Here is a 25,380-nt window from a genome sequence, read left to right as displayed (position 1 = left end):
CGGCATGGGAAGAAAATAGTTACGGTTATTTTATTTTAATATGTAATAAATCTATTTAAAGTGAAAACCTTTGTTGATATGTTATTAAAATAAATAAAATTTGATTTTTTAGTTAAAAAAATTAAATGATAAAAGAATGTTTTAATAAAATATAAAATATTAGTAGCTTTGTAAAAACAAAAAGACAACCCATGAGAATGATGAATTATTATAAAATAAAAATAATAATTTACCTTTTTATGTCTAGAAGTCTGCTGAAACTTTTGTTTTTGTTCATTACTGCTGTGCCTCTTCTGGCCCAGAAAAAATACAATTTTGACCAGATCTGTGAAAGAACATCTGTTCAGGTAGACTCAAAAGATATTCCCAGGGTTCTGAAAACAGCAGATTCATTATATATGAAGGCACAAAAGCCTCTGGACAAAGTGAAGAGTCTTTTACTCTCTGCAGAACTGTATCATTCGGCAGGTGAATTCAAAAAATCGATATGTTATGGTGAAAATGCGTATTCCCTGCTCAACCAGATTGATGATGCAGAATGGCAATCGCGTGTCAATGGATTCTTAGCTAAAGAATACCGGCTGGTAGGACTTTTTGAAAGATCAAAAAAGTATACGCTGCAAGGTATGCAAGCAGCAGAACGGATTACTGATACTCAGGAAAAAGGAGAAATACTGGGACTGCTGAGCCAGGAAATGGCCTATTATGAAATGGAACAGAGCAGCTACCCGGAAGCGGTAAAGTATATTGAACAATCATTGGATTTCTTTGGAAAAGATGATCAGGATAATAAACGGGCAGTGGCTGCTTCTTATCAGATTCTTGGGGATATATATCTTAAGCTGAAAGATTATACAGCTTCTGAAAATCATTACCGCAAAGCAGAATCTTTGCTCACAACCCAATGCTGTGTCCTGGGGCTGGTTTATAACGGGCTGGGCGGGATCCGTCTGAAACAGAAAAACTGGAAAGATGCTGAATTCTACCTTAAAAAAGCTGAAAATATAGCAGACAGTTCGAGGAGTCTTAAGCTGAAAAAAGCAGTATATTCCAATATCAATGATTTTTATGAAGGAACCGGGGATAACTTTAAAGCCTCCCTGTACGCTGTAAAATATGTGAGAGCCTATGACAGTCTTACAGCAAGAAACCGTGAGTTCGCTATTAAAAATCTTGAAACAGCAGTAAAGCCAAATAAAAAAAGTTCCCAGATCAGCATTGTTAAAAATACAGCCATTGTTGTATTGCTTGCAGCATTGGTTGCCATCCTTATTTTCTTTAGAAAAAAGCAGAAGAAACAGCGGGCAAAATTCAGAAATATTATAAGATCGCAGTTGCAGATGATCGGTTCCCGAAGTCAATCGCTGCCTTTAAAAACAGAAATTTCCGATTTCTCAAATATCTCTGTTGAAGAGGTGGATGACAGGGCAGGAGAGGACGACAAAAGGAAAGGCGAATCCCTGATGACTTCCGAGACAGAGTCGAAGCTTCTGGAACTTCTTGAAGAGTTTGAGAAAGGAGAGCTGTATAACAATAAAAATATGTCTTTATCATTTCTGGCTGCAGAACTTAATACCAATACAAAATACCTGTCTTACGTTATCAACCGGCATAAAAGTGCGGATGTAAAAACATACGTTAACCGTTTAAGAATTAATTATATTGTAGACAAACTTATCAATGATGATAAATACAGGCAGTATAAAATAAGTATTCTGGCTGATGAATGTGGTTTTTCCTCGCACAGTAAGTTTGCTTCCGTATTTAAAGCGGTAACTGATTTCTCCCCTTCTGCCTATATTAAATATCTGGACTCTGGAAACCAGTCAGATAAAAATACTCATTTTCGCGAAAACAATTAAAAACAGCCTGTTTTTTGGCATTCAGTCTTTTCATTTTCATGAAAATGGCTAACCTATTGTTTTACCTAAGACCTTCACATCTATATCTTTGCGCCAGTTTTACAGTAACAGGCATACTGCACATGTGTCACTCTTTTTAATCTTTGATTTCTGTAAAGCAGAACAGCGTTCAGATTTAAATGCAAAAAAACACTAACAGTATAAAATACCTGCAGTTATTTTATGCAAACCATGAAAACTTTAATTAGTTAATGAGATGAAGCCTTTTAGCAGTCGTATCGGCATATGTATTTCCAATACTGCCTTTTGGAAGATGATCATGCAGCTGTGCCGATTGCGGCTTTATCCGGAAGAATCATGAAAGAATTTATGATCAGGTCAATAGTTTTAGCCTGATGCAATAAGATGATACAATCGGGGTTGATTGCCCGGTTTTTTTCAGTCAAGTTTTTTTAAGTGCAAAATCCGCAGCAGAGCTGCGGATTTGCTTTTTATTTTGCTTTTAAAGTGTCGGTTTTTATTTTGGAAGAATCCTGAACGGTTGCAACCGGCTCGGAATTGGCTACCGCCGAATCTCCCATTTTATTTCTTAAAGAATCCTTATTGTGCTCATCTTTAAATTCTTCTCTTTTTTCTTTGTTCTGGGCGCAGCTTCCTAAAAACACAACTCCCAGAATAGCTCCTATCCATAATTTTTTCATAATAGTTAATTTTGATGTTTATCTATAATCAAATATAAAAAATATTAAGCTCTTTTTTAGTTGTAAGTTATATATTCTGATAAAATTATCATTTTATACAATATTTAAATTGAATTGTTAACACAACAAAAATCCACAGAGCTTTCATCTGTGGATTTTCCATGTTGAGATTAAACTTACTGTATCTATTTTGCCGGAGATTTGGTTGCCATTGAATCTACTTTCATCTTGATCGTATCAGGATTAGTCACCTTTACAGAGTCAGTTGGAGTTACGGTTCTGTTCGGTGTCGCGGTTCTGGTAGTATCTACTGCCGTCGAATCGGTAGTACTGGATGACATGGAAGATTCTTTGGTTCCGCAGCTCACAACTATTATTCCTAAACCCATGGCTGCTATCAAAAACTTTTTCATAATACATTATTTTGGTGTATTTAGTAAAATTCAATAATTATTCCTAACTAATACTGGAAAGTATTAAAACATAGATAAAATTTGTTAAAAGGTGTTAGGGAACAAATTTGAGTTTCGTGTTCCGTGTTTTGAGTTTTGGGTTCTGGGTTCTGGGTTCTGTATTTGGGGAAGTAAATCAATATTATTTTCATCTAATATCATTCATAAAAATCCCCGGAAATATCATTTCCGGGGATTTTGTAATTGCTCATTGCTCATTGCCGATTACTCATCATGAACAAGATTATTATCGTTAATTATCCTAAGTAAGGGTATTTGTAATCTTTTGGAGAAACGAAAGTTTCCTTGATGCTTCTTACAGAGGTCCATCTTAGTAAATTCATTTTAGAGCCTGCTTTGTCATTGGTACCTGAAGCTCTGCCTCCTCCGAAAGGCTGCTGACCTACTACTGCACCTGTCGGCTTGTCATTGATATAGAAGTTACCGGAAGCATTTTCAAGAGCTTTGAAGGCCTCATTGATTGCATAACGGTCTTGCGCAAAAACAGAACCCGTCAATGAATATGGAGAAGTAGAGTCTACTAATTTTAAAGTTTCTTTCCAATCCTGATCTTCATAAACGTAAACGGACAGGATAGGGCCGAATATCTCTTCAACCATACTTTCATAATGAGGATTAGTCGTTTCAATTACAGTTGGGTGTACAAACCATCCTTTAGAATCATCAACTTTTCCACCGATTGCCACTTGAGCTTCACCGGAAGCATTCGCTCTGTCGATATACCCTTTACATTTCTCAAAAGAGTTTTTGTCGATTACTGCATTCACAAAGTTAGACGGATCTTCAGGAGAACCTATTTTAATAGAATGCATCTGAGTTTCCATTACTTTTTTCACATCAGTCCAAAGAGATTTAGGAATATATGCTCTTGAAGCCGCAGAACATTTCTGTCCCTGGTATTCAAAAGAACCTCTTACCAAAGCAGTAGCTACAGCCTCTATATTAGAAGAAGGGTGAGCAATAACGAAATCTTTTCCGCCTGTTTCCCCAACAATTCTTGGATAAGTTCTGTAGTTATGAATATTATCACCGATCATTTTCCACATTCCCTGGAATACTTTCGTAGAGCCTGTGAAGTGAAGACCTGCAAAATCAGGGTGTGCCAACACTTTCTCAGCAGTTTCTTTTCCATCTGTGAAGATCATATTGATGACACCGGCAGGAAGACCTGCTTCAGTTAATACATCCATGATTACTTTTGCAGAATAAACCTGCTTGTCAGAAGGCTTCCAAACCACAACGTTCCCAAGCATTGCCATACAAGTAGGTAAGTTTCCGGAAATCGCTGTAAAGTTGAATGGAGTTACTGCAAAACAGAACCCTTCCAATGGTCTGTACTCTACGCGGTTCCAGATTCCGGCATCAGAAACCGGCTGCTCAGAATACATTTCAGTCATAAATTCTACGTTGAATCTCAGGAAATCTATAAATTCACATGCAGAATCAATTTCAGCCTGGTGTACGTTTTTAGACTGTCCGATCATCGTAGCTGCATTGATCACATCTCTGTAAGGTCCCGCCAAAAGATCAGCCGCCTTTAAGAAAATAGCTGCACGCTGTTCCCAGCCCAGTTCATTCCATTCTTTTTTAGCTGCCAGTGCCGCGTTGATAGCGTCATCTACATGCTGCATGGTACCCCTATAGTAAAATCCGAAATCATGAGCATGATCCTGAGGAGACTGAAGCTGAACTTTTTCATCCGTTTTTACTTCTTTTCCATTGATGATCATTGGAATTTCTGTCTTCTCGGCCCACATCTTTTTGTAAGTTGCGATCAGGCTTTTAACTTCTGGAGATCCCGGAACATAAGAATTTACCGGCTCGTTTACTGCAAATGGTACTTGCGAAATTGCTTTTGACATATTATGTTGTATTATTTTAAAAATTAATCAATATGTTGGTATACAAATTTACAATAATTAACGCAAAGAAAAAAAACTGCCGATCTTTATAAAAATGAAACCGATTACTGTTTTATATTCAAAAAAATTCCATTTTGATGATATATAATAGATAGTTTTTGCTGTTTATGGGTTTATTTTTTTAATTGAATTTAAATACATTCTGCTTTATAACAATTGTATAAATCAAAACATTGAAATAATTGTTATAATAGAAGACTTTAGAAGTAATTTATTAAGTGCTTGTGTAAAAAGGATTTACCGAAAGCCTGTTGTTGAGTTGAAATTGGACTTGTCTCGATTTTGAACATTTTAAATGATCTTTTTGATAGCTTGAGACCTATAGGATTATATAATTTTATCCCATCAATGACTGATATGAAAAATAGAATTCTATTATTCTTTTTCGCAATGTTTTTCACCGCTTTATGTGCAGGTCTTTTTGCAGGTAACGGGAAAGCTCAGTCGTATCTTGGTGACTCCTCAAAAACACATTTCTTTAAACATGTAGACCCGCAGGGTCAGCCGGAGATTTACAATGTTTCGGATGATCAGGATGCACAGGACACCGGTAATGTTGAAAAAGTAAAATTTGATTATGCCATTATCACGCAACAGTGGCTGAACTTTTTCTTCACCAGCTATTCTTATGATACCAAAACTGCGGCTGTTCAAAACCGCGTTCATATTACGGCACCCAGATACATTCTGTATCATTCTCTGCAGATTGCAGGCTGTTAACCCTTTCCAACCTTAAATGATTCCCTGTGGTTTGTATATGAATACAGATCCGCAAGATTCATTTCCTGTTTTCAATATTTTCGAGAATATCTATTTGCTTTTTCATAGAGCAGAAAGGTTACCCCTATATCCAATTTAAAATAAAATACAATGCATTTAACACCTAGAGAAACGGAAAAGCTCATGCTATTCCTGGCAGGCGAGCTTGCCCTGAAAAGAAAGGCCAGAGGTCTTAAACTTAACTATCCGGAATCCATTGCACTCATCAGTCATTTTCTGCTTGAAGGTGCAAGAGACGGAAAAAAAGTAGCCGAACTGATGCAGGAAGGTGCTAACCTTCTTACCAAAGATGATGTAATGCCCGGAGTATCAGAAATGATCCACGATGTACAGATTGAAGCAACTTTTCCGGACGGAACCAAACTGGTAACCGTACATAACCCAATCCGCTAATACCTATTTCTATTATGATACCAGGAGAAATATTTGTAAAAGAAGGCACCATTATCTGCAATGAAGGCAGAGAAACTGCCAGAATAAAAGTTGTCAATACAGGAGATCGTCCGATTCAGGTAGGATCGCACTTCCATTTCTTTGAAGTGAATAAAGCGATGAGCTTTGATCGGGAAGCAGCCTTTGGAAAAAGATTGAATATCGTAGCAAGTACTGCAGTCCGTTTTGAACCGGGAGAAGAAAAAGAAGTGGAATTGGTGGAAATAGGCGGGGCAAAAAAAGCTATGGGCTTCAATAACCTTGTAGACGGGCAGACAGATTCTGCAGACCAGAAAAAAGCAAGCCTTGCAAAAGCTGAACAATTAAACTTTAAAACACACTAAGATGAGCTTAAACGTAGACAGAAAACAATATGCCAATATATTAGGGCCTACAGCTGGCGATAAAATCAGGCTGGGGGACACTGAAATTATTATTGAAATAGAAAAAGATTTCACCCATTATGGAGATGAAGCTGTATTCGGAGGAGGAAAAACCGTTCGTGACGGAATGGGCCAGAACGTTACCGCGAAAAGAGATGAAGGTGTTCTGGATCTCTGCATTACCGGAGCAGTGATCATTGACCATTGGGGAATCGTAAAAGGAGATATCGGAATCAAAGACGGTAAGATTGTAGGCATCGGAAAAGCCGGGAACCCTGACACAATGGACGACGTTTCTCCGAACATGATTATCGGTGCTTCCACAGAAGTTCATGGAGGAAAAGGTTATATCGTGACTGCAGGAGGAATCGATACCCACATTCACTATATCTGCCCGCAACAGATCGAAACCTCTTTATACAGCGGAATCACCACAATGATTGGTGGTGGAACAGGACCAAACGACGGAACCAATGCAACCACCGTTACTCCGGGAAAATTCAATATGCAGAAAATGCTCGAAGCTGCTGAAGAATATCCTATGAATCTCGGTTTCTTCGGAAAAGGAAACTGTTCTGCAGAAGCACCTATTGAAGAGCAGGTGGAAGCAGGAGCTTTAGGCGTGAAAATCCATGAAGACTGGGGAGCAACTCCGGCTACCATTGATGCAGCATTAAAAGTTGCTGATAAATATGATGTTCAGGTGGCTATCCACACCGATACACTCAATGAAGGAGGGTTCCTGGAAGATACCATGAGAGCCATCAACGGAAGAGTAATCCATACGTTCCATACAGAAGGAGCAGGTGGAGGCCATGCGCCGGATATCATCAAAGCTGCGATGTATCCCAACGTGCTTCCGGCTTCTACAAACCCGACCCGTCCTTATACGGTAAATACAATCGATGAGCATCTTGACATGCTGATGGTATGTCATCATTTAAGCAAAAATATCCCTGAAGATGTAGCTTTCGCTGACTCACGTATCCGTCCTGAAACCATTGCTGCAGAAGATATTCTTCATGATATGGGTGTTTTCAGTATTATGAGCTCGGATTCACAGGCGATGGGAAGACCCGGCGAAGTGATTACCAGAACTTGGCAGACGGCAAGCAAAATGAAAGAGCAGCGAGGTAACCTTGAAGAAGATAAAGAAGGTGGAAATGATAATTACAGAGCCAAAAGATACGTAGCGAAATATACCATCAATCCGGCTATTGCCCATGGTATTTCAGAATATGTGGGATCTCTTGAAGAGGGAAAACTGGCTGATCTTGTCATCTGGAAACCGGCATTATTTGGAGTGAAACCGGAAATGATTGTAAAAGGAGGATTTGTGATTGCCGCTAAAATGGGTGACCCGAATGCTTCTATTCCTACACCACAGCCCGTTATTTACAGAAATATGTTCGGAGCCCATGGAAAGGCAAAATTCGGAACCTGTGTGAATTTCGTTTCCCAAATCTCCATTGATAACGGAACTATAGCATCATACAAGCTGGAAAAAACGATCCTGCCAGTGAAAAACTGCAGAAATATTTCTAAAAAGGACCTGATCCACAATGATAAAACACCTGTAATTGAAGTAAATCCCGAAAACTACAAAGTAACGGTTGACGGTGAATACATTACCTGCGAACCTGCGGAAAAACTTCCTTTAACACAGTTGTATTACTTGTTTTAATCTTGAGTTTTTTAAGGCCCGGTGAAAGGCCGGGCCTTTTCAGAAAATGAATGATATAACTAACATTGAACAAATTAAATGAAATACTTAAATAAAACTGTTTTTTCCTTTGCTGTAGCCGGAATGTCTATGCTTTCAGGACATCTTAACGCTCAGTTTCTGGGAGGGAGCAGACTGAAAAATGATGATGAAGGGCCTAAAGGGCAATTTATGGTGTACGGTTCATTGGATTACTCTAAAATAACAACCCCTTCAAGCAGCTCCAGCACAGTTTCAAGTGCGCCGATTGGATTGGGATATTTCATTAATAATAATGATGTTATCGGAGTAAACTATGCTTACTCGCAGAATGCTGTGGATCATAATGTTGTTTATAAACAGAATGAAGCCGGAATCTGGTACAGCCCGTCATTAACGCTTGGAAAATATTTCCTTCTGATTGCCCAGGTGGATGCGCATTATGTATGGGGGCAGCAGGTATCAGGAACAGCAGATTCAATGGAAAATTTTAATGGTTACCGCCTTCGTGCCTATCCTTTGATCGGGATTGTGCTGGGTGGAGGCTGGGCCCTGAAATTCAAGTTTGCAGAGCTTTCAATGCTTCAGACAAAAACAAAACAGGAAGGCTGGACGAAAACTTATGTCGCAGGAATCAGCGGTTCAACATTCGGGGTGGGAATTTCTAAAAATCTAGACTTCAGAAAAAAAGCAAAAAAAGATGATAATTAACGAAGCAATAGGCAATATTGTCCAAAATCCTACACCAAAATCTATTGATTTTCTGGATTTGGAGTGGTTTGAAACCACAAAAAGAATTCAGCGCAAGAAAACAAGACAGGGAACAGAGGTAGCCATCAAGTTTCTCCGCGAAGGACAGCGTTTGCGTGAAGGAGATATCCTGTTTGAAGATGAAGAAAAAGTGATTGCAGTAAATGTGCTGGAAACGGAAGCCATCGTTATGTCGCCTGGGTCTTTGCTCGAAATGGGAACTGTTTGTTACGAAATCGGAAACAAGCATATTCCGCTTTTTATTCAGGACGATAAAGTGCTTCTTCCTTTTGAAATGCCGATGTTCAGATGGCTTGAGGCAAGTGGTTTTAAACCTGAAAAACAGACCGTAAAACTGCTTAACCTTCTTAAATCCAATGTGGAACCTCACGGGCACGGAAGTTTGGGATCTTCAATTTTTACTAAAATCTTAAAAATGGCTGCTCCAAAAGATGAATAATATGAATTTAAATTTCCTGTCAGGTCTGCTTCATTTGTCTGACCCAACCCTTCCGATAGGCGGGTATACCCATTCCAATGGCCTTGAAACGTATGTGCAGCAAAGGATTGTCAATAATTTACAGACCGCTAAAGAATTTGTTGAAAATATGCTTCAGTACAACATCAAATACAATGACGGAGCCTTCGTAAAGCTTGCCTATAATGCTGCAGAAAATAATGATTTGGAATTGTTGATAAGCCTTGACAATGAATGTAATGCCATAAAATGTCCTAAGGAAATCCGGCAGGCCAGCCAGAAACTGGGATTAAGGCTAATTAAAATCTTTAAAAGAAGAGAGCATTTCCCATTGATGGAAGCCTTTGAAAAAGCAGTTCAGAACCGTGAAGCCAATTCACATTACTGCATTGTATTCGGGGTATATGCTTATTTGATGAAAATTCCTTTATACGAAGCACTTTTAGGTTTTTATCATACTTCCGTAGCCGGAATGATTACCAATGCGGTGAAGCTGGTCCCACTGGGACAGCTGGACGGCCAGGATATCCTGTTTTCTCTCTATCCGGTCATGGAAAAAACAGCCAATGAAACAATAGAACTGGACAGGGACATGGTTGGCCTATGTAATACAGCCTTTGATATCAGATGCATGCAACATGAGAGGTTGTATTCCAGATTGTATATGTCTTAAAAAATAAAGAGCAGAGAAGTTGCTCATAAAATAAATAAAATTAAAAAATGGAAAACAGAAAATATATAAAAGTAGGAGTTGCCGGGCCTGTTGGTTCTGGAAAAACAGCATTATTGGAACGCTTAAGCAGAAAATTATTCGGAAAATATGATCTTGGCGTGATCACGAATGATATTTATACAAAAGAAGATGCCGAATTTATGGCAAAAAACAGCCTTTTGCCCCATGACAGAATTATCGGGGTAGAAACAGGAGGCTGCCCGCACACCGCGATCCGTGAAGATGCAAGTATGAATCTGGAAGCAGTAGACGAGCTTGCAGCACGTTTCCCGGATATTGAACTGGTACTGATCGAAAGTGGCGGCGATAATCTATCTGCAACATTCAGTCCCGACTTAGCGGATGTGACCATTTTTATCATTGATGTAGCCGAAGGAGAGAAGATCCCGAGAAAAGGAGGACCTGGTATTACAAGATCAGATCTGTTGATTATTAATAAAATAGATCTTGCCCCACACGTAGGAGCCAGCCTTGAGGTCATGGAAAAAGATGCCAGGAGAATGAGAAACGGAAATCCTTTTGTTTTCACCAACCTTAAAACAGATGAAGGTCTGGATAAAGTGATCGGCTGGATCAAAAAATACGCGCTTCTGGAAGAAATTGAAGAACCGAACCTGGTAAGATAGATGGACAGCCGTTTACATATCATTGCAGGATTCAAGGATGGAGGATCTTATGTGAAAGACCTCTATGTTTCACTTCCATTCAGGGTGGTTTCCGTAGGGCAGAGGAAAAGTGACAACAAACTTTATCAGATGGTAATGACGTCTTCCCCTGGAATTCTGGATGGAGATCATTATCAACTGGATATTGAACTTGAAAAAGACTCATCCCTGCAGCTGCAGTCCCAGTCGTACCAAAGGCTGTTCAATATGAAAGATAAAGCTGTTCAGGAGCTTAATGTAAAGATGGACGACAATACTTCTTTTGCTTATGTGCCTCATCCTGTGGTTCCTCATGAAGATTCCAATTTTCAGAGTAAAGCTAATATTCAGGTTGGAAAGAACAGCCAGATCATCATCAGTGAAATTATTACCTGCGGAAGAAAGCATTACGGTGAGGTTTTTAAGCTGAAACGCTTCCAGAATCTGATGGAAATCTACCATGAAAATAAGCTGGTTATCAAGGATAATGTTGTTATTCAGCCAGATCTGATTCCTATCAGCAGTATTGGAAATCTGGAGCAGTATACGCACCAGGGAACCCTTATTTTCTACAGTACAAAAAACAATATTGACAAAAATAATTTGGTTGAGACTATTGTAGAACTGGCAGAACAGCATAAGGAAGCAATGGAAGTAGGAGTTTCCGCTATGGAAGATAATGGTTTTGTGGTAAGGGCTTTAGGCCACGGAGGTGAACTGATGTATAATTTTTTCCTTCAGGCTCAGGAAATCCTTTGGTCTTTAGAATAAATAATCGGTTTGATTTCTTTTTGAATTAAGGCAGAATGCAATTCAATAGGAGTGGGCTTTAGCCCGCTAAAAAAATAAAAACATTAATAAATGGCTTTAGCCAAACCTAAGTAAGATTAGGCATAACAGAAAAACAGAAGAATGGACAGTACAGTTTGGGCACTTCTCATAAGTGCCATTTCAATAAGTTTTATACACACAGCTTCCGGACCGGATCATTATCTGCCGTTTATTGTGCTTTCAAAATCCAAAAAATGGAGCAGAATGAAAACGACTGTCTTAACTGTTGTTTGCGGATTCGGGCATGTATTAAGCTCTTTAATCTTAGGCTTCATCGGAGTGTTTTTAGGTTGGCAGCTGAATAAAATATCATGGTTTCAGGATATCAGAGGAAATTTCTCAGGATGGGCTTTGCTGATATTTGGGGGGATCTACTTAGTGTATGGATTGATCCAGGCTATCATAAACAAACCTCATAAGCATTTCGATGTGATGGGGGATGATGTATATGTTTATGAACATAACCACACTGAAATGGTGATGCCTCAGAAAAGAATTAAGGTAACTCCTCTGGTTCTTTTCATGATCTTCGTAATGGGTCCCAGTGAACCGCTGATTCCTTTGCTATTCTACTCAGGAGTGAAACATTCGATGTCTGAAATTGCGGTGCTGGTTACTTCATTCACATTAACAACTGTTCTGACAATGCTGGGAATGGTTCTTCTGGGGCGCTACGGCTATTCAACGTTATTCAACACAGAAAAATTGGAAAGATATATGGGAGTGGTAAGCGGTGCTGTGGTAACAGTCTGCGGCATTGGGATGGTGTTTCTGGGATGGTAAGCCAGGTTGGAGAGCCAGAGTATTTTAGAGTTAGAGTGAAAAAAGAAGATAGAGAATGGAAGAAATGCAATTTTTCAACTTCTTATTTTCCAGTTAGCTCTTAAAATCTGAAATCTGAAATCTGATGTCTGGCATCTAAAATCTAAAATCTTTACTTCAAGGCATTAATACATTTTACATCAATACATGAATACATAAAAAAACTATGGACGAAATTTTTAAAAAATTCCCTTTTATAGACAATGTTTTAAAAGGAATCGGGCAGATTATGCTCCAGGAAAACAGATGGACGGGGCTTCTCTTCCTCATCGGTATCTTTATAGGAAGCTGGCAGGGCGGTGTTGCGGTATTGCTTTCAACAATGGCAGGAACTTTTACTGCAATGAAGCTTAAATATGATTCTTCTGAAATTAATGCAGGACTTTACGGATTCAGTGCGGCACTTGTAGGGGTTGCCCTTTCATTTGTATTCCAGACAACAGTGCTTATTTGGGTGCTGATTATATTAGGTGGTGCTTTGGCAGCGGTGATTCAGCATTTTTTTATTCAGAAAAAGATTCCGGTATTTACGCTTCCTTTCATCATCATTACATGGGTTTGTGTATTTGTATTACATCATTTTACACAGATCCCGCCTTCTGAAATGATCTCAGCAGCTGCAGCTCCCACAGATTATGATGATTTCCTTACCTGTACCAATGCTTTTGGAGAAGTGATCTTCCAGGGAGGAATACTTTCAGGGATTATTTTCTTTGTAGCTGTTTTCATCAGTTCGCCGGTGGCAGCACTGTATGGTTTTGCAAGCGCAATTATAGGGTCTTACATATCCCACATGAACGGTGAACCGATTGAAGAGATACGCATGGGGCTTTTCGGGTTCAATGCTGTACTTTCCGCTATTGTCTTTTCAGGGTTTAAAAAGAAAGACGGACTTTGGGTACTGGTAGCAGTGGTTATTACAGTCGTTATAGATGATTTTCTGGTAGATCATAACACTCTGAATGAATTCGGCGGTGTATTAACTTTCCCTTTTGTTGCGGGAACATGGATCACTCTTTTAATTCAAAAATTATTTAAAACAAACAAAACCGAGTAGGAGGGTTTGAAATAAGAAAGCAGGAAGGAAGATAGAAGAAATATATGACACAATATACAGATGCCTTTTTGATTCATAGTAAAATCTAAAATCTAAAATCTAAAATCTAGCATCTGGTATCTGAAATCTTGTCTCTTGGTTCTTGACTCTTACCAGACACTAAACAAAATAAACATTCAATCAAAAATGAAGGTAACTAAAATAGCAGTAATATTTCTGGCACTGGCTTTTAACGGAAAAATATCCGCCCAGGAAACAGAAAAAAAACTGCTAGTAAAAGATGCAGAAGATAAATTTCCAATTGCCGATGTATTAGTAAAATACAACCACGGAAACAGCCATACCCATTCAGCAACAGACGGAACTTTTACCATTCCTGATGCCAGTCTTCCCGATACATTGGTCATCAGTCGTCAGGGATACGATGAGGTTAAATGGGTGGTAACAAATGATGAAGATCAAAATAAAGTTATCTTTTTGCAGCACAAACCCTATCAGATCTCTGAAGTAGCCATCAATCACAGTTCGTTTTTAACGGCTATTACCAAAGTGGACCTTAACAAATTTCCAGTGAATTCCGCTCAGGATCTGCTGAGAAAGGTTCCGGGACTGTTCATTGCACAGCATGCAGGAGGCGGAAAGGCAGAACAGCTCTTCCTGAGAGGATTTGATGCAGACCATGGTACAGATGTGAGCGTCAATGTAGACGGAATGCCGGTAAATATTGTTTCCCATGCTCACGGACAGGGATATTCAGATCTGCATTTTGTGATTCCTGAAACCATAAATAATATTGATTTCGGGAAAGGGGCCTATTATATGGACCGTGGAGATTTTAATACCGCCGGATATGTGGATTTTCAAACCTATAACGGATTAAAAAACAGCATGGTCAAACTGGAAGGCGGTTCATTTAATTCAAAAAAAATTCTGGGAATGTTCAATATTCTGCATGACGATACAGGAAGGAAAAATGCTTACGTAGCCGCAGAATACAACTATACTGACGGACCTTTTGATGTGAAGCAGAATTTTAACAGAGTTAATATTTTCGGGAAATACAACCAGTGGATCACGGATAATGATTATTTCAACATCCAGTTCTCAACATTTAATTCTTCTTGGAACGCTTCCGGACAGATTCCTGAACGGGCTGTAGATGAAGGAATTATCGGCAGATGGGGAAGTATTGATCCTACGGAAGGCGGAAAAACTTCCAGAACCAATCTGCAGATGAACTTTAAGCACATTATTTCATCTTCGGAACAGATAGATGCCATGGCTTTTTATTCAAAATATAATTTTAATCTCTATTCGGATTTTACTTTTTATCTGAATGATAAAGACCATGGTGACGAAATCCAGCAGACAGACGGAAGAAGCATCTACGGAGCTGAGATAAAATATACCAAAAGCTTTACGTTCGCAAACAGCTCTTTGAACTGGATTTCCGGAGTAGGATTAAGAAATGACGATATCAATACACTACAGCTCAATCATGTTTATCACAGAGATCTTCTGCTGGACAGAAAAGCTGACGTGAACGGAACAGAAACCAATCTTCATGCTTATTCAGGACTGATCTGGAAAACCGGAAAATGGACCATCAATCCGGCTTTGAGAGCAGATCATTTTATTTTCAATATGCATAATCTTCTGGATCCTGAACAGCTTCCTTCGGGACAGTCAAAAGAAGCCACAAGATTAAGCCCGAAACTTAATTTTTCTTATGCACAGAACGATAATGTCATGTGGTTTCTGAAAACCGGAATGGGCTTCCACTCCAATGACCTGAGAGTAGTTGTTCCAAATCCTGATCAGAAAACACTTCCATATTCTATTGGCGGAGATCTCGGAGTGAGGCTGCATCCTTTTAAATCATTGATCATTACTCCGGCTTTATGGTATATGTATCTTCAGCAGGAGTTTGTTTACGTAGGAGATGATGCGGTAGTGGAACCATCCGGAAAATCAAGACGCTTCGGGGCGGATCTGGGAATCCGTTTCCAGCCGGTGGAAAATTTCTATTTCAATGCAGATATCAATTATTCCCATGCAAGATTCATTGAGGAAGAAAAAGGTAAGGATTACATTCCGCTGGCTCCTGTTGTCACCAGTACAGGATCCGTCAACTGGGATTTTCTGCAGAGATTCTCGGTAGGGTTTCAGTACAGGTACCTTGGATCAAGACCTGCTGTGGAAGACAACAGCATCAGAACAAAAGCTTATTTCGTCAATGATCTTATGCTATCCTACAGCCGCCAGAAATGGGGTGCGAATATTCAGGTAAATAATCTTTTTAATGTAAAATGGAACGAAGCTCAGTTTGCCACAGAAACCCAGTTAAAAGGCGAAGCAGAATCCGTTACCGATCTTACCTATACGCCGGAAAGCCCGTTGGGAGTGAAAGTAGGAGTGTATTATAAGTTTTAGGGTTTGAGCGTGGGAGAGTTTGAGAGTTTGGGTATAAAAGTATGGTAGAATAGTGAAAAAAAATCTTTTGAAAATTTACCAGAATATTTCCAACTTGATTGACTCTATCAATCTAAGACTCTCCCAACCTCAAACCTTTTAGCCTGATTAATCAAATTTTGTCTAACTTTATTAAATCATTTATCGGATATGGAAGTATTATCCAATTTTCAGTATAAAAAGCTTTTCCTCCCGAATATTACGGAGAAAATATTAGCCAATAATGCCGATATACAGCTTTACCGGCTGGAGAATTATCTTAAAGGAATTCTGATTCCGGTGATTCCGTACCGTACGACCTTTAACTTTATTATTTTTGTAACCAACGGTCATATCCGGCAATATCTTGAAAATAAGGAGTATCATGCAGAAAAAGGAGGTGTAATCTTTATTAAGCAGGGAACAATTACTGCCACCCTGGAACTTTCCGATGATATTGAAGGGTTTTTCCTGGCCTATGAAAATAATATCCTGTCCGAACAGGAACTACCCAAACATAAAAGCAGTATTTTCTTTATGACGCCTTTCCTTAATCTCGACAGCCTTACTTACGGGACCATTACCCAACTCCTTCCGATTATGGAGCAGGAACTTTGGCTCAACAATCTTAACTTAAATGAAGTGGTTGTCACTATGCTGCACCTGATTCTCATGAAAATGCTGAATACAGATTCCGATAACCATCATAAATCTGCTACAAGACCTATGGAACTTTCGCTTCAGTTCCGGGATCTTTTGTTTAAATATCATGTCGGGGAAAAAAGAGTGGCTTTTTATGCAGGCAAACTTTCAGTAACGGAAAGCTATCTTAATAAATGTGTGAAAAATGTGACCCAGAAATCACCCAAGCAATGGATCAACGAAATCGACATCAATTACAGCAAAGCTTTGCTTCATTCAAGCCGGGATATTGCAGAAATTGCCTATGAACTGAACTTCCAGACCGCATCACATTTCACCCAGCTTTTCAAAAAAATTGCAGGAATCACGCCGAAAGAATACAGAGCCAATTTTTTAACAAATAAGGTTCCGATTGAAAATTGAAAAATGAGAAGCTGAAGGCTGAGGTAACCTTTCATTCTTCGTTACATCTTTTCGTTCTCCAGAATTTTCAGTACCAGTTTTTCTTCATGGGTGAGGTCTGCCTTGCCATCGTTTTCCTCAATCTGTTCCAGCTCGTCAAGGTATTTTTTGATCGTGTTGTTTTCGTATAGATTAATAACCAGCGGATGCACATAGTATTTCCTGCAGACCGTACTGGTATTTCCCAGGTGCTGGGCAACGATTTCGAGGGCTTCTTTTACCTTCTTTTTATATTGACTGTTATTTTCAGCGTAGCCGATTTCTTTAAAAGCGATCAAAGCACTTACCGTTCCCGACCATGTTCTGAAATCTTTAGCGGTAAAATCTTCCCCGCTTATTTCCTTAATATACTCATTCACCATCCCCGAATCTACAGAATGACGGTTTCCTTCCTCATCAAAATATTGGAAAAGCTCTTTTCCGGGAATATCCTTACATTTCTGCACAAGCCTTGAAAGCCTTCTGCTCCTAAGATCAATAGAATGCATGATCCCCTTTTTTCCTTTAAATGTAAAAGTCATTTTCTGACCTTTGATTTTTACGTGTTTATCTTTTAAAGTTGTTAATCCGAAAGATCCGTATAGTTTTTCATACGCATTGTTGCCAATGCGGATATTCGTATGCTGCATTAAACTTACAATTAATGCCAGTATTTTTCTTTTCTCGAAATTCCTCAGGGCCAAATCCTGCTCTACTTGAAGCCGTATATTGGGCAAAGCATACCCGAACTGAAGCATTCTGTAAAATTTGGTGTGGTTTCTTAAAGCGCTCCAAAGAGGATGGTAGCGATATTGTTTCCTGCGTTTTGCATCAAAACCTGTGGCCTGAAGATGGCCGTTTTCCAAGGCGCAAATCCAAACGTTTTCCCATGCAGGAGGAATAACCAGCTTGTTGATGCGGGTGATTTCATCCTTATCCTTAATTTTCTCGCCTTCCCTGTAATAAGAATACTTTTTTCCGGTTTTCTTACGGGTAATCCCGGCAGTTTCCGCATCGGTGGTATATATAAGATGTACCGCCTTTGCGGAGGCTTCGGGATCCTTCATGATCTTTACAATTTTTGAAGGCTTTAAGTGGGAAATAATTTCCAGGTCAGTATTCTTCTCCATAAAAAATGGTTAAGAGTTCTTACCCCTCGAAAAGATCAGAAAAAGGATTACTACAACTGCAACGACCAGGATGATTCCCCACCACATTCCAGCCTTGAAAATGGTTTCTATTGCTTCACAGCTTGTTAATGTTAATAACGTGAATACAGTCATACTGTATAAAGTCAACTTTTTCATGATATAAATATTTTGGTGTTATATTAAATTCTTTGGTTGTCGGCTCTCCAGTTTTTGATGGAGCGCTTTATTTCATCGCCGGAGATGTTTTCGTGAAGTGCTTTGTACAAAAGCTCTTTGAATTCATCATCATAGGCAAACCTCAATGCCGCGATCTGGTCAAATTTCAATTGATCAGCAACTTCATCAGATCTTTGCCCGAAAATTTCAAAATACCGTTGTTTAAATTCAAGCATTACCATTCGGTTTTGCAGTCCAAGCGCATAATGCTGTCGCGTCATAAAAGCCAGATAGAAAAGCAGAAATATGACGATAGAAAATAATATCCAGACCAGCTGATTTTCAATATCATCCCAGATTTTATATATTCCATAAATTTCCAATACAATTAATATCGGAAGATAAATGAAATGATGCGGCGGATAAAACTTTCTGTGGTTTTTGTAATTCTGCTCTCTCATACGGTGAATAGTAGCAATAATCTTTCCAAAACTTTATATGTTTAATGATAATATTGTTTTTGTGGTATGTAAATCGTTATTGAGATTAATATTGTAGATTATTTTAATTAAATCGTAAAGTTCAAGAGCTTATTTAAACTCAACCTTACAGCAATTGGAAAATTTAATTGTGTCAAAGTGTTTGTAAAGAAAAAATAACAGATTATTAACGAAATTACGCTTCGGATTTCATTTCTGAACCTCATTTTTTTGTAACTTTCCGTGTTTAAAAAAAGAAAAGAATGACTTCAAAGGAAAAAGTGGCTGCGCTTCGTGAAGAAATGCAGAAAAATAATGTTGATGCATTTATAATATATTCTGCAGATCCGCATATGAGCGAATATCTGCCTGAAGAATGGCAGGAAAGAGCTTGGCTGTCGGGATTTTTAGGTTCTGCAGGTTTTGTGGTAATTACAAAAGACAAAGCAGGACTCTGGACAGATGGAAGGTATTTTACCCAAGCAGCCCTTGAGCTGGAAGGTTCAGGAATCGATCTTTTCAAAGACGGAATGGAAGGAACTCCCAATTATATAGACTGGATTATTTCCGAAATTCCTGCGGGAGGAAAAGTAGCCGTCAATGCCGTTGCCACTTCAAATGCCAATTGGGAACTGCTTTCACAGAAATTGCAGTCAAAAAATATAACCCTGATCGATCTTCCGCTTTTAAAAGAGATCTGGAAAGACCGGGGAACGCCTTCAAAAAATCCAATTTTTGTACATCCTGTAGAAAGAGCCGGAAAATCTGTTACCGACAAGTTGGCAGCAATCCGTCAGAAAATGGAAGATCAGGGAACTACCGTTCATATTGTATCAAGCCTTGATGATGTAGCATGGACCCTGAATTTAAGAGGAAGTGATGTACAAAGTAACCCTGTATTTTTAGGATATGTAGTGATTACCAAAAATGATGCAGTGCTTTTCACCGACCTTGAAAAACTGGAAGTGGAGGCAAGAAAACAAATGGATGATTCTTTTGTGAAAATGATGCCTTATGAAGAGTTTTACACTTATCTGAAAACGTTCAAAAACGAAAATATTTTGGTTTCTCCCAACAGTAACCAGATGATTTTTGAAACCCTGAAAGAAAATAACCGCTTTACAAAAGCTCCGGTTCCCGGCAACCTGATGAAAGCCCAGAAAAATGAAACTGAGCTGGAAGGTTTCAGAACAGTAATGGTAAGAGACGGTGTTGCTATGGTGAAATTTCTTTACTGGCTGACTCATCAGGCGGGAAAAGAAAGCATGAACGAATACACTATCGGAGAAAAGCTGAGAGACTTTCGTGCGGAAGGTGAAAACTTCGTGGGAGAAAGCTTCGGAAGTATTGTAGGATACAAAGACAATGGTGCCATTATGCATTATTCCGCCAAAAGTGAGGGAAGCAAAGAGGTTACCAATGAAGCAACCATTCTGGTGGATTCAGGAGGGCAATACCTTGAAGGAACTACCGATATTACAAGAACTTTAGCCCTAGGAACTGCTTCTGAAGATTTCAAAAGAAATTCTACATTAGTGCTTCAGGGCCTGATCCGTTTATCCATGGTGAAATTCCCGAAAGGCACAAAAGGAGTTCACCTTGATGCTATTGCAAGACTTCCTTTGTGGATGGAAGGGAAAGATTTCAACCACGGGACAGGTCACGGAGTGGGAAGCTTTATGAATGTTCACGAAGGTCCTCAGAACATCAGAAAAGATATGAACCCGCAGGATCTTCTTCCGGGAATGGTATGCTCCAATGAACCGGGATATTATCTGGAAGGGGAGTACGGAATCCGTCACGAAAACCTGATTGCCGTAAAAGAAGCTGAAAAAACAATCCACGGAACCTTCTATGAATTTGAAACGCTTACTTTCTGCCCGTTCTTTAAAGATACGATCGTGAAAGAAATCCTTTCTGAAAAAGAAGTTGAATGGCTGAACGATTACCACAGAACCTGTGAAGAAAAGTTAGGACCATATCTTGAAGGAGATGTTAAAACATGGTTCCTGGATCTGGTAAGCCCACTTTAGATTAAGTAATAAATTACCCTGATATCTATTGAACATTATAATTGTTAGATAAATTCTTGAAGCCCTGCAGAGAAATCTGCAGGGCTTTTTTGTAAATGCAACCGTATTTTTACGGAAATAATTGTAGGGATTCCCCTGACAGCAGATTATGCAGGACCTTATATCTTTGTATCAACAAAACATCATTCATATCTTCATATACTTAGTAAATTCAAAGCAGGTAAAACCATTTCGTTCTGAAGTGGTTTTATTTTTTTCAACGATGTAGATCCCCAATGTTTGTAATGAACTTGTATTTGCTTAATTTCGCTGAAGAATCCAGAAATACCAAGTGATAATTTGAAAAATATGATAGAAAACTATTTCCGAAGCTTCAATATATTCTCAGAAGCTGAGATTCAGGCTTTCTTACAGCTTTTTGAAGCCAGAAAGGTATATAAAAATGATTTTTTTGTGCAGGAAGGTGACAGATGCAGGGAAATAGCATTTATTGTATCCGGGATTTTTCGTTCCTATTATATTTCAGATACGGGAAAAGATATGACCTATTGTTTCAGGTTTCCCGATCAGCTTATGGCGGGCTATTCTTCCTTTATTTCAGATTGTCCCAGCAGGGAAAATATGCAGGCTATAACCGATGCCGATCTGATGGTTTTAAAAAAAGATGCTGTAGATCATCTGGTAAAAGATGATCTGAACTGGACCAAATTTTTAAAGATAATTGCAGAACAGGAATATCTTGAACTTGAAAAAAGATTTTTTCAGCTCCAAAGAGATAGCGCAGCACAACGGTATGAGGCTTTGCTTGGCCATCAGCCCGACTATGTTCAGAAAATTCCGCTGCAATACCTGGCCTCTTATTTAGGGATTACCCAAAGGCACCTTAGCAGAATAAGAAAAGAAATTAGCGTATAAGGAAGAATATAGAATGGGATTAAAAATCCCTGGATACTTCCGTTTTAGACATTTGTCCTACACCACCGTGAAGCAGCTCTATAATTTTGTAAAAAAAATATATGGAGCACAATATTCTGGTCGTTGGAGGTAACGGCCTTGTAGGTAAAACGATCATCCGCATTCTGAAATCAAGAAACCCGCATGTCAATATTTTTATTGGTGGCAGAAAAGGAGGAACAGGTAATCATCTTAAAATTGATGTGACGGATCCGCGTACTTTTCGAGTGATCAAGGAAAAGGAAATTGACCTGGTCATTCTGTCCGTAAATGATAAAGAAGACCATATTCTTCGTTTCGTTATAGAAAATAAGATAGATTACCTGGATATTACGAAGCCAACCCCCGACCTTGTAAAAGCCTACGCCATTGCGAAAAATAAAGCTATACAGAGCAGGATTGTATTCAGTTCCGGATGGATGGGAGGGATCGTCAACGGTCTGGTAAAGACGTTGGCAGGCAACATGCAGGATATCCAGGAGGTTAAGCTTTTTGTGTATTATTCGGTAAAAGATCTTGCAGGGGAGAGTTCGGCTCACTTTATGGCTGAAAATGTGGCAAAACCTTTTATCAGGTATGAAAATAACAGGCCGTTTCCCATAAAACATTTTTTAGATTCGGAGGATTTTGATTTTTCTTTCGGGATTGGGAAAAGGGGAGCTTATAATTTTGATGTACCGGATTTATATATTCTTAATCAGATTGAAAAAATACCCAATGTAAGTGTTAAGATGACTTACAATTCAAAATTTATAACATGGCTTTTGGGAGGATTTCAAAAAGTCAGACTTTTTAATATTTTATCTTTGAAAGAACGGAAAATGATTTTCGGATCAAGTGGAAATGGGGATCAGAGCGTATTTGAGATCATTATAAAAACCAAAACCGGGAACGAAAAGTTAAGCCTTCAAAGTACAAAAGGACAGGCGGAATTAACGGCTCTTTCTGCGGTACTCCACACGGAAGAGCTCTTGAAAAAGGTTCATGACAGTAATGTATACTTCAGTCATCAGCTGCATCAGCCGGCATCACTTCTGGAGAAGCTTAAGGCCTATGAAACCATTAATATAAAATCATCGCGATGAAAAAAATAGCCATTATCAATGGGCACCCCAATAAAAGTTCCTTCAATTTCGGAATTGCAGAAGCTTACAGAAAAGGAGCTGAAAAATCAGGAGCGGAAGTCAGAGAAATCATAATAGCTGAGCTGAATTTTGACCCGGTTCTTCACTTCGGATACCAGAAAAGAATGGAGCTGGAGCCAGACCTTTTAAATGCATGGAAAACGATACAATGGGCAGATCATTTGGTCTGGATTCATCCGGTCTGGTGGGGAGGTATGCCTGCGCTGATGAAAGGTTTTATTGACAGGCTTTTTCTCCCGGGATTCGCTTACCGTTACAGGGAAAACTCAGTTTGGTGGGACAAGCTGCTGAAAGGTAAAACGGCTCATATCATCACAACCCTTGATCAGCCAGGATGGTATTACAGGCTTTTTTACGGAAGACCAAGTATTAACCAGCTGAAAAAATCAATACTGGAATTCTGTGGAGTAAAACCGGTTCGGATTACTTATTTGGGAATTATAAGAAATTCTACAGATATTCAGCGCTCGAAATGGCTTCAGAAAGCAGAAGAATCAGGAAGAAAGCAAAAATAAAACTGTTATTTCAGGGACAAATTGATGAAGCAATCTCTATTAAGTATTAAAAATAATCATTTGAAGTTTTAAGCTTTTATGTTTAACAATTTAAGTTTTTTTAGAGTCAAGCTTTATGCATAATAAGTACACCTAAGTTTTGTGAAATCTTTGATTTTCATCTTATCTGAACTAAAGTGTTTTAAAATGAAAGCTTTGTGACTTTTGTGGTTTTGTAAAGCTTATTCAACTTTAATATAAATAATCACTCATTGAGATTGCTTCATTGTTTATTCTATAAGGTTAAATTTTCTTGTATATCAAAAACCTTCAATCAGAATTATAGACAATCTGTATAAAAGACTCTTCCGGAAATTAGTCTGAAAAAACGTAAATTTGCATCATGAATAACGATACGATTTGCGCACTGGCTACGGCCAATGGAGTAGGAGCTTTAGGGATTATCAGAGTTTCAGGGAACGATGCTTTACCGGTTGTTCAGAGGAGTTTTCCTTCCAAGAAACTGGAAAAGCAAAAGTCCCATACCATTCACTATGGTTACTTCATGGATGGTGAAGAAGCTATTGATGAGGTGATGCTTTCTATTTTTCTGGCTCCGAAAAGCTTTACGACGGAAAATTCTGTGGAAATAGCTTTTCACGGTTCACCGCATATCGGAAAACGTATTCTGGAAACGCTGACCAAAAACGGGGCGAGAATGGCAAAAGCGGGGGAATTTACCCTTCGTGCTTTTATCAACGGAAGAATAGACCTTTCGCAGGCTGAAGCGATTGCAGATGTGATTGCTTCTGAAAATGAAGCATCCAGAAAAGTAGCCATCAACCAGCTGAAAGGTGGAATTACCAACGAGATATCAATTTTAAGAACTGATCTTCTGAATTTCGTTTCCCTGATCGAACTTGAGCTGGATTTTGCTGAAGAAGATGTGGAGTTTGCAGACAGATCGGCTCTTAACGGATTGCTGGATAAAATTGAATTAAAATTAGACTCCCTTATCGAAAGTTTCCAGTATGGAAATGCCATCAAAAACGGAACTGCGGTTGCCATTATTGGTAAACCCAACGCCGGAAAATCTACCCTGTTAAATGCTTTGTTGAAGGAAGAAAGAGCAATTGTAAGCAACATTGCCGGAACTACGAGAGATACTATTGAAGAGGTGCTGCATATCAAAGGCCACGCATTCCGTCTGATTGATACGGCCGGACTTCGTGAAACCCAGGATGAAATTGAAGCCATCGGAGTAAAAAAAGCTAAAGAAAAAGTAGAGAATGCGAATGTTTTGGTCTACCTTGCAGATGCTGCTACGGAAGATTATTCTGAAGATATCGAAATGATAAAATCTTTACAGAGAGACGATCTGAAGTTGATTATCTGTGCCACAAAAATAGATGAAGTGCTTCCTCCAAAATATGAAGCCGTAGAAGATATTTTCAGAAAAGAAATTACCCAGGATTTTGATTTTATCAGGATATCCGCCGTAGAAAATCAAAATATCCAGGATCTTAAGAATGAACTGTCTTCCTACGTTGAACAGCTCAAATCACAAGAAAATAATGTCGTTATTACCAATCAGCGACATCTTGAAGCCCTCCGTAAATCTCTGGACGCTATTCATAAAGTTAAGGAGGCCATTTCTTTCCAGATTTCTACAGAACTGCTGGCTTATGAATTAAGAAATGCTTTGGAGCATCTTGGTGAAATCTCAGGAGAAGTAACTAATGATGAAGTGCTGGGAAATATTTTTTCTAAGTTTTGTATCGGCAAATAGCCTGTCTTCTGTGAATCCATATGAATATTGCATAAATTCAAATATTAGTCTTTTTCTTTTGAAGAGCTTCAAGAA

At 38.8% G+C, this 25,380-nt stretch carries 25 protein-coding genes; 19 read left to right on the top strand and 6 right to left on the bottom strand.

Annotated features, from left to right (window positions below):
* The first annotated feature begins 239 nt into the window (after window positions 1–239).
* Window positions 240–1,862, top strand: a complete 1,623-nt coding sequence (locus ACM40_RS06930) for a tetratricopeptide repeat protein (RefSeq protein ID WP_165579286.1) — start codon at window positions 240–242, stop codon at window positions 1,860–1,862.
* Between the two features lie 491 nt (window positions 1,863–2,353).
* Here the strand turns inward: ACM40_RS06930 and ACM40_RS06925 are convergent, their stop codons facing one another.
* From ACM40_RS06925 to pruA, 3 genes are all read right to left on the bottom strand, one after another.
* Complete coding sequence (locus ACM40_RS06925; protein ID WP_048502102.1) at window positions 2,354–2,563, bottom strand: hypothetical protein; 210 nt, start codon at window positions 2,561–2,563, stop codon at window positions 2,354–2,356.
* Between the two features lie 185 nt (window positions 2,564–2,748).
* Window positions 2,749–2,976 (bottom strand): hypothetical protein, encoded by a 228-nt coding sequence (locus ACM40_RS06920; protein ID WP_048502101.1) that lies wholly within the window; start codon window positions 2,974–2,976, stop codon window positions 2,749–2,751.
* Window positions 2,977–3,272: 296 nt separating this feature from the next.
* Window positions 3,273–4,898, bottom strand: coding sequence for an L-glutamate gamma-semialdehyde dehydrogenase (gene pruA, locus ACM40_RS06915; protein WP_048502100.1), 1,626 nt, complete (start codon window positions 4,896–4,898; stop codon window positions 3,273–3,275).
* A gap of 417 nt (window positions 4,899–5,315) precedes the next feature.
* Between pruA and ACM40_RS06910 the strand changes: the two genes are divergently transcribed.
* The 13 genes from ACM40_RS06910 to ACM40_RS06850 all read left to right on the top strand — a co-directional run bounded on the left by ACM40_RS06910 (window position 5,316) and on the right by ACM40_RS06850 (window position 17,086).
* Window positions 5,316–5,678, top strand: coding sequence for a hypothetical protein (locus ACM40_RS06910; RefSeq protein WP_131705344.1), 363 nt, complete (start codon window positions 5,316–5,318; stop codon window positions 5,676–5,678).
* Window positions 5,679–5,828: 150 nt separating this feature from the next.
* On the top strand, window positions 5,829–6,131 hold the full coding sequence (gene ureA, locus ACM40_RS06905; RefSeq protein ID WP_047387758.1) for an urease subunit gamma: 303 nt from the start codon (window positions 5,829–5,831) through the stop codon (window positions 6,129–6,131).
* Window positions 6,132–6,145: 14 nt separating this feature from the next.
* Window positions 6,146–6,514 carry an urease subunit beta gene (ureB, locus tag ACM40_RS06900; RefSeq protein WP_048502098.1) on the top strand — a complete coding sequence of 123 codons (369 nt, stop codon included), beginning with the start codon at window positions 6,146–6,148 and terminating at the stop codon, window positions 6,512–6,514.
* A 1-nt stretch (window position 6,515) separates the two neighbouring features.
* Complete coding sequence (gene ureC, locus ACM40_RS06895; RefSeq protein ID WP_048502097.1) at window positions 6,516–8,237, top strand: urease subunit alpha; 1,722 nt, start codon at window positions 6,516–6,518, stop codon at window positions 8,235–8,237.
* Window positions 8,238–8,315: 78 nt separating this feature from the next.
* The gene (locus ACM40_RS06890; RefSeq protein WP_048502096.1) at window positions 8,316–8,966 is read left to right on the top strand and encodes a hypothetical protein; all 651 of its coding nucleotides are present in this window, start codon (window positions 8,316–8,318) and stop codon (window positions 8,964–8,966) included.
* Window positions 8,956–9,465 (top strand): urease accessory protein UreE, encoded by a 510-nt coding sequence (gene ureE / locus ACM40_RS06885; protein WP_048502095.1) that lies wholly within the window; start codon window positions 8,956–8,958, stop codon window positions 9,463–9,465. The genes ACM40_RS06890 and ureE overlap by 11 nt, the downstream gene beginning before the upstream one ends.
* Window position 9,466: 1 nt before the next feature.
* Window positions 9,467–10,156: an urease accessory protein UreF gene (locus ACM40_RS06880; RefSeq protein ID WP_048502854.1), complete on the top strand. Its 690-nt coding sequence runs from the start codon at window positions 9,467–9,469 to the stop codon at window positions 10,154–10,156.
* Between the two features lie 47 nt (window positions 10,157–10,203).
* Complete coding sequence (ureG, locus tag ACM40_RS06875) at window positions 10,204–10,842, top strand: urease accessory protein UreG (protein WP_048502094.1); 639 nt, start codon at window positions 10,204–10,206, stop codon at window positions 10,840–10,842.
* Entirely contained in the window at window positions 10,843–11,631 is a 789-nt protein-coding gene (locus ACM40_RS06870) for an urease accessory protein UreD (protein ID WP_048502093.1), read from the top strand. It begins immediately after the preceding gene.
* A gap of 141 nt (window positions 11,632–11,772) precedes the next feature.
* Window positions 11,773–12,474, top strand: coding sequence for a membrane protein (locus ACM40_RS06865; RefSeq protein WP_048502092.1), 702 nt, complete (start codon window positions 11,773–11,775; stop codon window positions 12,472–12,474).
* A 205-nt stretch (window positions 12,475–12,679) separates the two neighbouring features.
* Complete coding sequence (locus ACM40_RS06860) at window positions 12,680–13,570, top strand: urea transporter (protein WP_048502091.1); 891 nt, start codon at window positions 12,680–12,682, stop codon at window positions 13,568–13,570.
* A gap of 186 nt (window positions 13,571–13,756) precedes the next feature.
* Window positions 13,757–16,003, top strand: coding sequence for a TonB-dependent receptor (locus ACM40_RS06855; protein ID WP_048502090.1), 2,247 nt, complete (start codon window positions 13,757–13,759; stop codon window positions 16,001–16,003).
* 189 nt (window positions 16,004–16,192) lie between these two features.
* Entirely contained in the window at window positions 16,193–17,086 is an 894-nt protein-coding gene (locus ACM40_RS06850) for a helix-turn-helix domain-containing protein (RefSeq protein WP_048502089.1), read from the top strand.
* A 41-nt stretch (window positions 17,087–17,127) separates the two neighbouring features.
* On the opposite strand, the gene ACM40_RS06845 is transcribed toward ACM40_RS06850, so the two are convergent.
* Genes ACM40_RS06845 through ACM40_RS06835 form a run of 3 tightly spaced genes read right to left on the bottom strand, consistent with a single transcriptional unit; the run spans window position 17,128 to window position 18,872 of the window.
* Complete coding sequence (locus ACM40_RS06845; protein ID WP_048502088.1) at window positions 17,128–18,234, bottom strand: DNA topoisomerase IB; 1,107 nt, start codon at window positions 18,232–18,234, stop codon at window positions 17,128–17,130.
* A gap of 9 nt (window positions 18,235–18,243) precedes the next feature.
* Window positions 18,244–18,411: a hypothetical protein gene (locus tag ACM40_RS06840; protein WP_048502087.1), complete on the bottom strand. Its 168-nt coding sequence runs from the start codon at window positions 18,409–18,411 to the stop codon at window positions 18,244–18,246.
* Window positions 18,412–18,434: 23 nt separating this feature from the next.
* On the bottom strand, window positions 18,435–18,872 hold the full coding sequence (locus tag ACM40_RS06835; RefSeq protein WP_048502086.1) for a DUF6526 family protein: 438 nt from the start codon (window positions 18,870–18,872) through the stop codon (window positions 18,435–18,437).
* A 281-nt stretch (window positions 18,873–19,153) separates the two neighbouring features.
* On the opposite strand from ACM40_RS06835, the gene ACM40_RS06830 reads away from it, so the two are divergent.
* From ACM40_RS06830 to mnmE, 5 genes are all read left to right on the top strand, one after another.
* Entirely contained in the window at window positions 19,154–20,923 is a 1,770-nt protein-coding gene (locus ACM40_RS06830) for an aminopeptidase P family protein (RefSeq protein WP_048502085.1), read from the top strand.
* 348 nt (window positions 20,924–21,271) lie between these two features.
* Window positions 21,272–21,838 carry a Crp/Fnr family transcriptional regulator gene (locus tag ACM40_RS06825; RefSeq protein ID WP_048502084.1) on the top strand — a complete coding sequence of 189 codons (567 nt, stop codon included), beginning with the start codon at window positions 21,272–21,274 and terminating at the stop codon, window positions 21,836–21,838.
* 101 nt (window positions 21,839–21,939) lie between these two features.
* Window positions 21,940–22,962 carry a saccharopine dehydrogenase gene (locus tag ACM40_RS06820; RefSeq protein WP_048502083.1) on the top strand — a complete coding sequence of 341 codons (1,023 nt, stop codon included), beginning with the start codon at window positions 21,940–21,942 and terminating at the stop codon, window positions 22,960–22,962.
* Entirely contained in the window at window positions 22,959–23,537 is a 579-nt protein-coding gene (locus tag ACM40_RS06815; RefSeq protein WP_048502082.1) for an NAD(P)H-dependent oxidoreductase, read from the top strand. Before ACM40_RS06820 ends, ACM40_RS06815 begins: the two co-directional genes overlap by 4 nt.
* 382 nt (window positions 23,538–23,919) lie before the next feature.
* Entirely contained in the window at window positions 23,920–25,305 is a 1,386-nt protein-coding gene (gene mnmE, locus ACM40_RS06810; RefSeq protein ID WP_048502081.1) for a tRNA uridine-5-carboxymethylaminomethyl(34) synthesis GTPase MnmE, read from the top strand.
* Window positions 25,306–25,380 lie beyond the last annotated feature (75 nt).

The organism is Chryseobacterium sp. BLS98 (assembly GCF_001045445.1).
Lineage (GTDB): Bacteria > Bacteroidota > Bacteroidia > Flavobacteriales > Weeksellaceae > Chryseobacterium.
This window is presented reverse-complemented; position numbering and strand designations above follow the sequence as displayed.